The following is a 13,975-nucleotide window of genomic DNA, read 5'->3' as shown; positions in this document are numbered from 1 at the left end:
TATACATTTCGAAAAAAATTTTTTGGCACTCAAAAATGGCGTGAGCCATTGATATATCAACATTTATAGAGGGAGGAATTAAAATGAATAAATTACTTATGGCAGTTTTAACTGTCGTTGCTTTATTGGTTGGGACTTTTTACGGGTATAACTACTACAATGGTCCAAAAATTGTTGATGGTGTTATTTCGGAGAATATCGATGAAAAGGGTAATCCAATAGATTATACGAATGAATTTTCACCTGGGGATACAGTATATTTCTCTGCAAAAGTAAACCGATTTTGGGTGAAAAAGGCAAAGGTCGTATGGTATAAAGATCGGGTTGCAACATCAAATAGAGTGCACGTTGAAGAAAATGTTGTTTTAAATGATGCGGGATATTTTAATGCAAAGCTATCGATTCCCGAAGGTCTTGAAGAAGGTCGCTACATGGTAACGATTTATAAAAAAGGTAACAAAATTAGAGAAACTACCGCTGAATTTTATGTGAAAAAGTAGAGGATTATATAATCAGGCTTGGAGGAAAAATAATGAACAGTATATTAAACGTTGAAAAAATTGAAAAATATTATGGATATAAAGGGAATGTAACAAAAGCAATCGACAATATTAGCTTTAAGGTAGACAAGGGGGAATTTGTAGGAATCATGGGTCCTTCAGGGAGTGGCAAGACGACCCTTTTAAATTGTATTTCTACTATTGATACGATTACGACGGGCCATATTAATATCAATAACAAAGATATTACAGTCCTTAAGCGAAAAGCTTTGGAAAATTTCAGACGTGATGAATTAGGTTTTATATTCCAGGATTTTAACCTGCTGGATACACTGACTGCCTACGAAAACATTGCGTTAGCACTTACTATACAAAATAGAGGGACTAGAGAAATTGATCGTTTGATTAAAAGTGTTGCTAAAAAACTTGAAATTTCTGAGCTATTAAACAACTACCCTTTCCAGTTGTCAGGAGGGCAAAAGCAACGAGTAGCATCGGCAAGAGCATTAGTTACAGAGCCTTCACTTATTTTGGCGGATGAACCAACAGGGGCTCTCGATTCTAAATCTGCCAGACTGCTTTTGGATACATTTGAAAAGCTGAACAAAGAATTTCAGTCTACAATACTTATGGTTACCCATGACGCCTTTACAGCCAGTTATGCCCACAGAATCCTGTTCATTAAAGATGGACGAATCTTTAATGAACTAATACGTGGAGAGGATACGAGAAAGGAATTCTTCAATAAGATTATTGAAGTTGTAACTTTACTTGGAGGTGATGCGGGTAATGTTTTATAAAATTGCGATAAACAATGTAAAAAGAAGCTTTCGGGATTACTCCATCTATTTTTTAACATTAACCATTGCCGTTTGTATATTTTACAGTTTCAATTCTTTTGAAGAGCAGACAGCCATGCTCGAAATGGGCAAAAGTACGTCGGAGTACATGTTAACCTTAAATAAATTAATAGCCGGAACATCCATATTTGTCTCCTTTATTCTCGGAGGGTTGATTACTTATGCCAACAATTTCTTAATCAAAAAAAGAAAAAAGGAATTGGGTATATATATGACCCTAGGAATGTCCAAAGGTAAGATTTCAAGAATCCTAATTTTTGAAACTTTATTAATCGGTCTCGTGTCCCTTGCAGTCGGAATTACACTTGGAATTATTGTCTCACAAGGCTTGTCGGTAATTACAGCCCAACTATTGGCCGTTGAGATGAGTCATTATAAATTTATTGTTTCAATTGGTGCAGTAATAAAATCTGCTGTGTATTTTGGAATAATTTATCTTCTAGTTATGATTTTCAATCAAGTGACAATTTCCAAATATAAATTGATCGACATGCTGAATGCAGCGAAGAAAAATGAAGTAGTAAAGCTAAAAAATGCATACGTCTCCATCTTTTTCTTTATTGTATCTTTAATTGTCCTGGCAATTGCATATGTATTAATTCTCAAAAATGGCTTGAATTCTGAAGGGTTTTTATTGATCGCATCTCTTTTGTTAGGTGTTTTTGGAACAATGTTGTTCTTTTTCAGCCTCTCTAATTTCATGATTCATATTGTACAAAAAAACAAGAAATTATATTTGAAGGATTTAAATATTTTTATTTTAAGACAGATAAACAACAAAATTAATACGAACTTTGTCTCAATGTCTGTAATATGTCTAATGCTATTTTTAACGATCACACTTTTATTTACTATGTTCAGTTTTAAAAGCACCAATGATAATATGGTGGCAGGAAATACTTCTTTTGATGCCTCATCAGTGCTCATTGCCAAAAATGAAAATCTAGAAGAAAACGCGAATGATATAGAGACATTTTTAGAAAAAATCGACTTCACATTTGAAGCGGATGAAAAACATACTTTTTTTAGTGAATATAAACTTACCCTTACTTTAGAAAACCTGTTATCAAATTACTTAAGTAAGCAGGAGCAGAAGGAATTTCAGGAGAGCTATATGTTGGGGGCTTTATCCGCTGTTAAAATATCGGATTATAATTCAATATTACAACTTAAAGGACAGAAGCCTAAGGAATTAAAGGACAATGAAGTTTTAGTTGTATCGAATTATGGTCGGATGAATCAGGCGTTGAATAAATTTATGGATAATGAAAACACCATAAACATAGAGGGCAAAGACTATGCCGTAAAAAATGATGCTCCTATTGAAGGGAATATTTTGACTACTGCCACAGCTTTGACCTACTTTTATCTCATCATTCCGGATAATTTTTCTGGAGAGTTACAATTAGATAAAACAGGTTATAATGTGATGTTTGAAGGCAGTGACCCTAAAAAGTCAGAGGAAAAGTTTACAAACCTATTTAGTAGTCTTTGGGAAGATAGTACTGTAGATGGCACTAATTATTTAGTTCTTGGGAACACAATAGATCAAGTAAATACAAGAGTACATGGTTTATCAGCTACAGTCGTTTTTCTTGGTATTTATTTAGGGCTCATCTTTCTAATATCGAGTGCAGCAGTAATGGCATTGCAACAATTATCTGATGCAAGTGATAGCTTCGAACGATATCAATCTTTACGTAGAATTGGCGTCACAGAAAAATTAATTAACAAAGCGATTTTAATTCAGAACCTGATTTATTTTGCGATACCTTTAGGATTGGCCATTATACATTCCATCGTCGGAATTAGTATGGTTAACGAAGTTTTCAAAGCTTTTAGCCAGGGGATTATAGGAAGCTCTATGTTAGTAATTATCTCTACGCTTCTTGTAATATACGGCGGATACTTTTATGCAACGTATGTTGGCTTTAAAAATATTGTGAAAAGTAGGAATTAGTGATAGTAACTAACTTAATTAAGTAAAGGTATGCAAAACAAAACGCATCTTCATTTGAGAGGATGCGTTTTGTTATGGAATTCAAATCGGCTAAAATCCAAACTTACTCAAAATAAACGAATATCCTTCAGCAAGTTCACGTAGCTGGTTGAAACGACCAGATGCACCAAAGTGACCGGCACCCATGTTTGTTTTTAAAACAAGGGTATTGTCATCTGTTTTTAATTCACGGAGACGGGCTACCCATTTGGCCGGCTCCCAATAACCGACGCGCGGGTCATTTAATCCTGTCGTGATATACATATGTGGGTAAGGCTTTGCTTCTACATTATCGTAAGGACTATAAGATTTCATGTAGAAGTAATCGTCTTCATTTTGCGAATTACCCCATTCATCCCACTCTAAAGTTGTTAATGGAATTGAATCATCAAGCATCGTTGTGACAATATCGACAAACGGTACTTCCGGAACGATATTTATCTTTCATCCAATAATATTCATCATGCCGAACGTCTCCATGCAGTTCAAACGTATGAGGTATTTGCTTTGCAATTAGTTTATTCATCTATAATTCTACCCCTTGATATAACACAATAACTTCAATAAATTTTTGGATAATCCTCTAAATAGCTACAATTTCCTTGTTTGCAGGAAGACTATAAACAAATTAAAAAGAATTTTGGAGATTTAAATACTTGATATTAATTTACTATTTCATAATGTTACATAATAAACTAAAATTTAGGTAATATATATATTTCCTGTACATAACTACCACGTCTCGACTTCCATTAACTTCAAAAGTTTTCACTTCTTAAGAATATTCTCCAAAGACCAAAATGCCAGAAAAGTAGTAATTAGAAAGGGGGCGGTTTATTTACCATGTTGGTTAATGTTTGTTCTAAAAAATTATATATAAAGGAAGGTAAAAAATGAGATTAAACCGGAGTTTACTTGTTATTTTTGTAAGCGTTATCACATTGTTTTCATTTGCTGTGCCCAATTTTTCTGCACATACGTCTATTCAATATGAATTAAGTGAAGTAAGAACCGTGGCAGGCAATCAGAATGCAGATCTGAAGAATGGGGATTTAATAAATGCAAGGTTCGATACTCCTTCGAAATTTGTAAAATTGCGTAATGGCAACATAGTAATTGCGGATACAAACAATCATGTTATTCGCCAGATAAACGATAAAAAAGTAATATCATTGGCTGGTTCACCATTTTTAATAGATGGAGATATAGCGTATCAAGGAAGTTTTCTGGATGGTAGAAATTTAGAAGCAGCATTTAATGAACCTGCCGGATTAGCTATTGCAAATGATGGAACTATTATTATTGCAGATTCTGCTAATCATGCAATCAGAAAAATTACTACAGATGGCAACGTAACAACAATTGCTGGTAATGGTGTATTGGGATTAGAAGATGGGGATGGGAAAAGTGCGCGTTTTAATTCACCTCATGATATTGCAATCGATTCAAAAGGTAATATTTATGTAGCGGATGCTTTAAATCATGTTATACGGAAAATCTCAAAAAACGGTAAGGTTAGTACCGTTACGAAGCCTTCCAAACGCATAGTAGAATACACACAAGGCTTACCGGATTTTGCTGGGGATTTTGCGGACGGTACTATTAAAGATGCATTGTTTAATGAGCCGAGCGCATTACTGATTGATCAAAAGGACAATTTATACGTTGCTGACCGCGGTAATCAACGTATACGTTATATTGATTTTAGTAAGAATACTGTTTCCACTGTAGCAGGTTCAGGCGATCTACTGACGGATGAGTATTATGTAGAGGGAGGAAATACTGATGGTCCTGCTACAAAAGCGCAATTTTCCTCACCTGAAGGGATGGCATTAATAGATAAATCAACATTACTAATTGCAGATCGAAAAAATCACACAATTAGGCAATTAAAAGATGGAATTGTCTCAACTATTACCGGTACTGCTGAACAATTTGGAAACAAAGATGGACTTTTACAATCGGCTTTATTTAACGAACCAGTGGATGTATTAGTGCAAGGTGACGGTACATTATTAATACTGGAGGCGGGGAATAACCAAATTCGGAAATTAGCTACCTACGATGCATTTTTATCACAAAAGTATTCAAAAAAAGCAGAAGTTTGGTTAAATGGGAAGTTGCTTGAGACAACTGTTGAATTTATTCAATCAGAACCTCTACTTCCTTTAAACACAATTGGAGAAGAATTAGATTTAGCTGTTAATTATGAAAAAAAATCCGGGGAAATTACTCTTTCAAATGAAAAGACAACATTTTACTTTATGAAAATAAGAAGACTGCACAAAAAGAAGAATTAGGTAAGAAAGCAAGTTATCAATTAAATGTACCTGCAAAAGTAATTAATAATAAAGTTTATATTCCGGTTAGCTTTATATCCGAAAACCTAGAGCTACATGTTATTTGGGATGAATCATTAAAAAATCTCGTAATTAGAAGTTATACTTTTGATTAGAAGGAGTGATAATTTTGTATAAAGCAATAATAAGCTTTGTCGCAACTGTAATGTTTTTAACAGTCGCTTTCCTTCCAACTACAACATATGCTGCTGATACATCAAGAGGAGCGGAAATTAGTTCGTATATGGGGACAGTTGAAGTGAAAAAAGCAGGAGGAAAAAAATCAATCATCGCCTTTAAAAATATGAAATTGAATCAAGGTGATGAAATCATAACCGGTGCTGACTCCTCAGCTATTCTTCAATTCTCTAATAATGGTGAAAGCGATGATCAGTTAATATTAGAAGCCAATTCGACGATTGTGCTGTCCAAAGTATCAAATAAAGAGAGCACTGTAACGAAGGTGAAATTAAAGCGAGGCAAAGCGTGGGTAGATGTATCTTCAATTAATAATAATGAAGATGTGTTCCAACTAGAAACTCCTGAGGGAATCTTAAATGTACGGGGAACAAATTTCTTTGTAGGTGTCGATTCTAATACAGGCCAGTCAGTTTTAGGAATGTTTTCGGGAATAGTTAATTATAATGCTACAGTAGATAGATCCCAAGGGACAAATTATATTTACCCTGCTCAAATTGCTTTTTTAGATTCGCAAAATGAAGAGAATGTAGGGAACATGTCTAATCAGACTTTAGAAGAGATGCTGAAAGATTTATCATCAGAAGTAGCTCAAGCAATTGTGGCAAATTTAATTAAAATAAATGAAGAAAATGAAATGTTGATAGATAAAATGAATGAGCAACCAGTGGCAGGTTTAAGTCCTGACGCTTTAACGAATATAAATAGAATAGCATATGCATTATTAAACGAATTGTATAAAACAGGTAAGATTTCAGAAGATGCTTATAAACTTAAATCGGAGGAATTAAGTAATAGCGGTCCCACAGTTGGGGATATACCATCATCAGTGCTTCAATCATCCGATGCTGATAAGATTTTAGAATTGAACCGAAAGAAACGGGAAGAAAGATTAAATGAAAGTAATAATCAATTATCAAAATTAGAAGAACTGAAAAGACAACAAGAAGAGCTAAAGAAAAAAAATGAAGAATTGAAAAAAGAGCGGGAAGCAGAGGCTTTACAAAAATATAAAGAAAACTTATCTAAAGAAGAGCAAGAGAAATTGCTGAAACGGCAAGCTGATTTAGAGGCGGCAAGAAAAACACCGACACCAACACCAGACTCAGGATCTAGTCCAACACCGCCACCGAGTCCAACACCAGATCCAGAGCCGACACCAAACCCAGCACCAACACCAGATCCAGAGCCGACACCAAACCCAGCACCAGACCCAGCACCGACGCCAAATCCAGACCCAACACCAGATCCGGAGCCGTCACCAGGCCCAGACCCAACGCCTGACCCAAATGAGTGGTTCTATAATATTGAAAATCCACTCTATTTTAGGGTGACGGTTGATTCAGAAGAATTTTTATATGAAGGGGATGTTATTAGTCAAGGCAAAGATAATAAATTACTGTTTGAAACAACAGAAGTTATTAAATTCGGCAATGGAGATCGAGTAACATTTTTTATTTCCACTACTAATAGTGATTCATTAGAAATTAGAGGAGTTATATTGGAAAGTCATTATCCTTTCGAAGCTGGGGAACCAGATTACACCATTCCAATAGAAACAGTCGATTCAGATAATTTAACATTTAAAATCACTATAGATGAAAAAGATGGTTCAGGGCGAACTGTAGAGGTCACATTTAAAATCCTTGCTGAATTAAGGGAATATCAAAGTCCGGAAAATATTATTAATTACTTCAAAGAAAGTAAATAAGGCTAGTACGAATTATAGTGGGTATATAACCTCCTAGCGGTGAATTAGTTATGAATAAAGAACGGATTCCTTAATGGGGGTTCGTTCTTTTTGTTCAAAAAAAATAATTCGAAAGCCCTTTAAGTATTTTGCTAATTCATATTCTACTTTTGTTTTATTTCAATAATTTTTAAATACCTCCGATGGATACTCTAAGGCTTTTGGTTCAAAATAAACAAGAGAGGGTATAAATGAATTTGACCTTTAATGGGAAAATCCCGTTCAAAATAATAACCAGCTCAGTGAGGAGGTAAAAATGAATGTTCTAGATTGCATCGTTATAGGCGGTGGACCATCCGGGTTAAGTGCAAGTTTGATTTTGGGGAGAGCTAGAAGGAAAGTTGTGTTATTTGACGATGAAACAAACAGGAATACAATTACACAAGAATCACATGGATTTATTACTCGAGATGGGATAAAGCCACAAGAGTTTAAAGAAATAGGATTAAAAGAATTGGAAAAGTATCCATCGGTATCGTTTGTTAATGCAACAGTTAACGAAATAATTAAGGATAAAGGTAATGATAGATTTTCTGTAAAAGCGTCTAATGGTCAAGAATATGTTACAGAAAAGATTATTTTAGCTACAGGTATTCAAGAAGTATTTTCTATACAGGGGATAAGGGATTTTTACGGTAAAAGTTTATTTAGTTGTCCGTATTGCGATGGCTGGGAGCAAAGAGACAAGCCATTGGTTGTCATTGCAGAAAAAGAAAAGCATGCACTCCATCTTGCTAAAGTTATATATAATTGGTCGGAGGATTTAGTTGTTTTAACGAATGGGGTTTCACTCTCTCCAGAAGGTGCTGCAGAGTTACAAAGACGCAATATCAAAATAATATCTGACCCAATAAAGAATTTAATAGGAGTAGACGGTTATTTACAAAAAATTGAGTTTGATACAGGTGAAACGATTATGAGATCAGGCGGGTTTGTTGCGCCAATTTATTATCGCTCCAATGAGTTTGCCGAAAAACTTGGCTGTGAAATGGATGAAGACGGAAAAGTCAAAACGGATGGCGTTGGCAGAACAAGTGAAAAGAACATATATATTGCGGGAGAAACTGAAAGAAACAGGCCGTCCTCGTTAATGATTTCAGCTGCAAAGGGTAATAAAGCTGCAGTTTCCGTAAATACTGACCTTACGATGGAACGCTTTTAAATGTTTAAAAGATAAAAGGCGCTATCCAAAATACATTGGATAGCGCCTTATTTTTTATGGTTTTTATTATGGGTTAGTAGACCAAAGACCAGCATGTTTCAATACAACACGTGGATGAAGCTTTAATTGTGCAACCATTAAGTCAGCTAAATCTTCTGCTTGCATAACTTTTTCTGGGTTGCCGTCTGTTAAGTTCAGCTCAACCGCCATGTCAGTTGCAACCGTACTTGGTGTTAAAGTTGTAACGCGAATATTTTTCTTGCGTACTTCAAGCATTAACGACTCACTTAATCCGATTACTGCAGCCTTAGAAGCTGAGTATGCACTTGTAACCGGTGCACCTTTTTGACCAGCTGTAGATGAGATATTGATGATATCGCCTGTGTTGCGCTCAATCATTTCAGGTAATACTGCACGTGTTGTATAGTATACACCTTTTACGTTAACATCGATGATATTTGTCCATTCTTCAGGTGTTAAGTCCATGAAGCTGCCGAATTTTGAAATACCCGCATTATTTACTAAAATATCGATTGCTCCAAGCTCGCCGCGAATTGTATCAACCGCTTTAGTAATAGAGTCTAAATCTGCTACATTAGCAGAAGCAACTGCTACCTTTACATTATATTGTTTAAGTTCCTCTGCCACTTGCTGTAAATTTTCAAGTGAACGTCCCACAAGACCTACGTGAATTCCTTCTTTAGCAAAAGCGATTGCTGTTGCTTTTCCAATTCCACGCCCTGCTCCGGTGATTAATGCCACTTTTCCTGTAATTGTTTGCATTTTTTTTGCTCCTTTAAATAAGATTGATTTATTATAGCGAAATAAAGAAATCGAAATCCTCAAACTAGATCGTGCTTTTTCACCAAAAATAAATCAAGTATTATTCTAAAACTAACTTTATTCTACTCATGGTTTTTCGTATTGTAAAGGATACGAGCATGCTAATTTTCTTCTTTCTTCCAAGGAGGATTGGTATGGTGGGAAAAATTATTATATATTTTAGAAACTGTATATGGAATAAAAAATGATAGGAAGGTACAAAGCATAGTAGGTATATCAGTAAAATGTTCCATAAGACTATTCCACAAAAAAATTCCACCTTTAGTGTGATTTTATAATGTTGCCTGGCTTTTCGATAGTTGCGTTGACATCAACTTGTATATCACTCTTTATGAAATAATGCTGACCCTCTTCCCATTCCTCTTTAATGGATTTCCAAAGCGGATAATGCTTTTCATATAAATAAGTGTTTAATCCGATAACGTCTGTATATAACTCATTCTGTAAAATAGAGATGGTATGTTCCGTTATTTCTTTAATTTCTTTTTCTAAAGTACTTTTTAGCTTTTGATAATTTTCTTCCTTCATAACGTCAAGATGGCCATATTGTTCAGCGACTCCGCTAGCAACATCGATTTTAATATCGAATTGTAATGGCATTTTCTTATCTTTCAGTGATATTTTACTTTGAATGTTTAAGATTTCAAAGGTGACATCGTGATCATCAAGTTTTGTATTAATCGTCCCTGTCTGATTTTTGGATTGAATAAAGTTTACTCCTTTTGCTTCATCTCCGATTAAATTACCAACAACTTTATTCTTAATACCGCTGTATACCGAAACCCCATCATAATTAACTGTCGTTGTATTTACCTGACTAATAAAAGGAATAATAAAACTTCGATTCATTAACAAATAGGATTGAACATTTCCCACAGTTAAAGGTTGGGCAATATCTAAAGTCGACTTGTTTTCCAAAACTTTGGATAAATATTTACTTGGTATTTTCTCGTTTTCAGGAAGAATTGATAAATAATCGCTGGATTGATCCTCCGTAATGGCGATTTTCACGCTCCGTAACATTTCTTTTTCTCGAAGGAAAATATCCATCAGATCAGCAAATAAATATTCTTCTTTTGCAAGGGCTTCCGAAAAGAGGACAATATTTAAATGTGTCACGTTTGTCCTACTTCCAGCCTGTTTTATCATATCGCGGTTCATTTCAATAATGGTGTCTCCAGTTTGTGATAGGTTACGAAATGAAGTGGCGTTTGAATTGTTAGTGTTTTGTTGTGAGCTAAAGGTAGAAGGATTTAAAAGCTGTTGTGTTAATTTGAATTTATTATTATCATTTTGTTCATAATCCTCATCTTTTTCATAATTTAAAACTCTTTCATCGGTTTGTAATGAAGATTCATTTTGATTTTGTTTTATGCGTTCTTGCCCTGATGAAGGTTGATTACTTTGCTGCTGTGAGTTCTGCTGCTGTTGACCTTGGGAGTCCCTCTCAGCCGCACTTTCTTCTGAAGGAGCTGGTTTATTATTATCTTTATTAGTAGCTAGGTCTATCGCAATCCCTGTTACAAAACTTCTATCTTCTACTTCAAGATTATCCCAGCAACCGGCTGTAAGTGGGAGACAACAAATTAAAAATATAAGTTTTTTATAAGGAATCATGGGTTCTCCTACCTCTTATTAATAGCATAGTTCCTAGTAGAAATATGACGAATACAATATAAACTATCTCTAAATAGGCCATATATTTTGCGATGTTATTAATTTGAATAAAGTTTTTAGGTAGCATGGCTAAAAAGAAAATGATGGGTGACAAAATAAAGATAATCGATTGCTTGGCTAATTTAGGAATTAACTGGTTAATGAGCATTACTGCAATATCAAATGCCATTAAGCAGGTTGTAAATACAATAATTGTCCAGATGATAAATAAAATAGAATCAAAGCGTTCGAAGAAAATCCCTGGAATCGATATAATTTTTGAAAGCTCGAATACAGGATAATAAAGATTTTTGACCGTTGCATTCCCAAAGACGCCAACACAAATAATAAAAATAATGATATAAAAGGTAAATGGAAATAAAATTCCTAAAACAGTCATTTTAGCTGCTTTTTCAGGTTTTTTTATAAGAGAAATATAAAATAATACGATACCAAATCCTAGAAATGCGTTCAAACTGGATATTGTTCCAGACTGAAGTCCTTTAAAATCGGTTTGAAACACAGGAAGTAAATTTTCAAGCTTAATAGCCCACATCGGTGCAATAATTAATAAAGTTAATCCGCCGACAACAAAAGGGAAAAAGAGAATATTTAATTTGAAAATGGCCATCTTCGAGCCAGATACTGCATATATAACGACAAGGATAAACGCTAAACAGACAACTTCCAATGGGGTACGATCAAAAAAGTACTCCTGAGACAGGGTAGCCATTTCCCTCATTTGAAAGGAAGAGATAATAATATATTGAAAAACAAAAATAAAGCATAGTATGACTGCCACTGGCTTTGATACTAAATAGGAGGCAAAAGAGAGAAAGGGTTCATTTGGGAAGGATACGGCTATTTTTGCTAAAATCCATCCTAAAAGAAGCGCGATCAACCCTCCGAATAAAATTGCTATCCAGCCATCAGAAGATACAGTATGTTCGGTTATATACCGAGGCAAAAATAAAATTGTAATACTAATCGTATTCGAAGCAACAGCAAACATAATGTCTTTATCTTGAATCGATTCATTGTTTTTATAAAGTTTCATTACTTCACTGATCCTCCGTCTTTCTTTTTCTTATTCGATTTCAGGAATGGCTGAAATGAGCGTTTTGACAATACTGTAATCGGAGCCCTTACGACAATATTTTCAAGGGTCCATAAGTTGCCGGGAGAAAAGGATTGTGTATATGGAACACCAATACTTTTTAAGTTGGCAAGATGAACATAAATCATAATAAACACTAAAATAATTCCGTATAGCCCTAAAATTGCCGCAGCAAATATAGTAGCGAGGCGAACTATTCGCAAGCCAATCGCAAAGCTGTAATTGGGTATGGTGAATGCGCAAATGGCCGTTAAAGAAATAACTATAACCATGATGGGGGTTACAATACCCGCCATAACGGCAAGTTGACCAATAACTATACCGCCTACAATCCCAATTGTCTGACTGATTTTATAGGGGAGTCTTGTTCCAGCCTCCTGCAATACTTCATAAAAAAAGACGAGGATTAAAGCTTCAATTAAGGACGGAAATGGAATCCCTTCCCTAGCTGCCGTTATTGTAAATAATAGCTGAGCCGGAATTAATTCTGGATGGTATGAAATTAATGCAACATATAGGGCTGGTAAAAATATAGTCATGTAGAAAGAGAATAAGCGCAATAATCGAAGTAATGAACTTATTAACCAACGTTGGTTATAGTCTTCTATTGACTTTAATGAATCCCCGAAAGTGATAGGCATTAAAAGAGCAAAGGGTGACCCTTCAACAATAATGGCTATTTTACCTTTCAATATATTGAAAGCCACCCTATCCGGTCTTTCTGTATCTAAAATTTGTGGAAAGGGTGACAGAAGATTATCTTCAATCCACTGTTCAATAAATCCAGAATCCGGTGCGAAATCAATATCAATTGTTTTAACGCGACGCAAAACTTCCTGTAAAAGATCTTCTCTTACAACCCCATCAATATAACAAATGGCAATTTTCTGGTTGGAATGTGTGCCAACTTCCATCATATCGACTCGAAGATTGGGATCTTTGATTTCCTGGCGAATGAGCGAGAGGTTAATTTTAAAATTCTCTATAAACCCTACTCGGGACCCTCGAATAACTGATTCAGATTGCGGCTCTTCAAGGGCACGATATTCCATTCCGCTCGTTCCGATAAGAGCGGCTTCACTTACACCTTCCAGTAAGAAAACTGTATCGCCGGCTAAAAGCGTTTTAATTACCTGCTTCATTTCCTTCGATCTGTTGATTTCAGCAATGGCGATTATTTCTTCATAGACATGATCAAACAAATTCGAGTGAATATGTTTTCTGTTTAATTCAAGAACTCTTAATATATTTTTATTTAATAAATCCTCGTTTATAAGCCCTTTTATATAAATTAAAGCAAAAGGATGGTTCAACCGGCCAATTCTGCTTTTTCGGATAATAAGATCTGAAGAATTTCCAAGTATTTTTTTTATTACTGTAATATTTTCATCTAATTGGCCATCGAGATATAGGGGATTATTGTATTTTTCATTTGAAGATTGGACCATTTTCTTAACTCCTGTTCAAATGATGTAATAAGTTTATTGTTTTATTTTTTCCAAATAATATGCAATTCATACTTTAATTCGATGTGTTATTGAATCTTTAAAA

The 13,975-nt window shown here is 34.7% G+C and carries 12 protein-coding genes; 7 read left to right on the top strand and 5 right to left on the bottom strand.

Annotated features, from left to right (window positions below; genetic code table 11):
* Positions 1-83 precede the first annotated feature (83 nt).
* From H9632_RS14520 to H9632_RS14510, 3 genes are read left to right on the top strand one after another with little or no spacing between them, the layout of a single operon-like run.
* Positions 84-500: a hypothetical protein gene (locus H9632_RS14520; protein ID WP_191704785.1), complete on the top strand. Its 417-nt coding sequence runs from the start codon at positions 84-86 to the stop codon at positions 498-500.
* 32 nt (positions 501-532) lie between these two features.
* Positions 533-1,300 carry an ABC transporter ATP-binding protein gene (locus H9632_RS14515; RefSeq protein ID WP_191704784.1) on the top strand — a complete coding sequence of 256 codons (768 nt, stop codon included), beginning with the start codon at positions 533-535 and terminating at the stop codon, positions 1,298-1,300.
* On the top strand, positions 1,290-3,320 hold the full coding sequence (locus tag H9632_RS14510; RefSeq protein ID WP_191704783.1) for an FtsX-like permease family protein: 2,031 nt from the start codon (positions 1,290-1,292) through the stop codon (positions 3,318-3,320). The genes H9632_RS14515 and H9632_RS14510 overlap by 11 nt, the downstream gene beginning before the upstream one ends.
* A gap of 90 nt (positions 3,321-3,410) precedes the next feature.
* Here the strand turns inward: H9632_RS14510 and H9632_RS14505 are convergent, their stop codons facing one another.
* Positions 3,411-3,794: a prolyl oligopeptidase family serine peptidase gene (locus H9632_RS14505; RefSeq protein ID WP_318247706.1), complete on the bottom strand. Its 384-nt coding sequence runs from the start codon at positions 3,792-3,794 to the stop codon at positions 3,411-3,413.
* 458 nt (positions 3,795-4,252) lie between these two features.
* Between H9632_RS14505 and H9632_RS14500 the strand changes: the two genes are divergently transcribed.
* The 4 genes from H9632_RS14500 (at position 4,253) to H9632_RS14485 (ending at position 8,808) form a co-directional block, all read left to right on the top strand.
* The gene (locus H9632_RS14500) at positions 4,253-5,659 is read left to right on the top strand and encodes an NHL repeat-containing protein (protein WP_191704782.1); all 1,407 of its coding nucleotides are present in this window, start codon (positions 4,253-4,255) and stop codon (positions 5,657-5,659) included.
* Complete coding sequence (locus H9632_RS19140; protein ID WP_191704792.1) at positions 5,614-5,814, top strand: stalk domain-containing protein; 201 nt, start codon at positions 5,614-5,616, stop codon at positions 5,812-5,814. The genes H9632_RS14500 and H9632_RS19140 overlap by 46 nt, the downstream gene beginning before the upstream one ends.
* A gap of 14 nt (positions 5,815-5,828) precedes the next feature.
* The gene (locus H9632_RS14490; protein ID WP_191704781.1) at positions 5,829-7,607 is read left to right on the top strand and encodes a FecR family protein; all 1,779 of its coding nucleotides are present in this window, start codon (positions 5,829-5,831) and stop codon (positions 7,605-7,607) included.
* A gap of 295 nt (positions 7,608-7,902) precedes the next feature.
* Entirely contained in the window at positions 7,903-8,808 is a 906-nt protein-coding gene (locus H9632_RS14485; RefSeq protein ID WP_191704780.1) for an NAD(P)/FAD-dependent oxidoreductase, read from the top strand.
* Between the two features lie 66 nt (positions 8,809-8,874).
* Here the strand turns inward: H9632_RS14485 and H9632_RS14480 are convergent, their stop codons facing one another.
* The 4 genes from H9632_RS14480 to H9632_RS14465 form a co-directional block, all read right to left on the bottom strand.
* Positions 8,875-9,591 carry a 3-ketoacyl-ACP reductase gene (locus tag H9632_RS14480; RefSeq protein WP_191704779.1) on the bottom strand — a complete coding sequence of 239 codons (717 nt, stop codon included), beginning with the start codon at positions 9,589-9,591 and terminating at the stop codon, positions 8,875-8,877.
* Positions 9,592-9,912: 321 nt separating this feature from the next.
* Positions 9,913-11,268: a Ger(x)C family spore germination protein gene (locus H9632_RS14475; protein WP_191704778.1), complete on the bottom strand. Its 1,356-nt coding sequence runs from the start codon at positions 11,266-11,268 to the stop codon at positions 9,913-9,915.
* Complete coding sequence (locus H9632_RS14470; protein ID WP_191704777.1) at positions 11,255-12,364, bottom strand: GerAB/ArcD/ProY family transporter; 1,110 nt, start codon at positions 12,362-12,364, stop codon at positions 11,255-11,257. The genes H9632_RS14475 and H9632_RS14470 overlap by 14 nt, the downstream gene beginning before the upstream one ends.
* A complete protein-coding gene (locus H9632_RS14465; RefSeq protein ID WP_191704776.1) occupies positions 12,364-13,872 on the bottom strand; it encodes a spore germination protein in 1,509 nt (502 codons plus the stop codon). The genes H9632_RS14470 and H9632_RS14465 overlap by 1 nt, the downstream gene beginning before the upstream one ends.
* Positions 13,873-13,975 lie beyond the last annotated feature (103 nt).

Origin of the sequence: Solibacillus merdavium (assembly GCF_014836935.1) — a bacterium.
In the GTDB taxonomy this organism is placed as follows: Bacteria; Bacillota; Bacilli; order Bacillales_A; family Planococcaceae; genus Solibacillus; species Solibacillus ferritrahens.
This window is presented reverse-complemented; position numbering and strand designations above follow the sequence as displayed.